Source organism: Micrococcus sp. GbtcB5 (genome assembly GCF_019091605.1).
Taxonomy (GTDB): domain Bacteria; phylum Actinomycetota; class Actinomycetes; order Actinomycetales; family Micrococcaceae; genus Micrococcus; species Micrococcus luteus.
Map to the genome: position 1 here is coordinate 1 of NZ_JAGXJK010000400.1, position 241 is coordinate 241.

At 82.6% G+C, this 241-nt stretch carries 1 pseudogene; it reads left to right on the forward strand.

Annotated features, from left to right (window positions below):
• Window positions 1-241 (forward strand): annotated as a pseudogene (locus tag KVS67_RS12870) (hypothetical protein); the annotation flags it as partial.

Here is a 241-nt window from a genome sequence, read left to right on the forward strand (position 1 = left end):
GACGCCGCCGACGGTGCCGCGCAGCTGGCCGACGGCACGGCCTCCGCGGCGGACGGCGCGAGCCGGCTGGAGGACGGGATCGTCCAGGCCCACGACGGCTCGGGCAAGCTGGCCGTGGGCGCGGGCCAGCTCGCCACGGGTGCCGGTGACCTCGCGGACGGCGCCGCCCAGGCCGACGACGGCGCCCAGCGCATCGCCGGGGGCGCCGCGTCCGCGCAGGAGGGGGCCGGCCGCCTGGCCG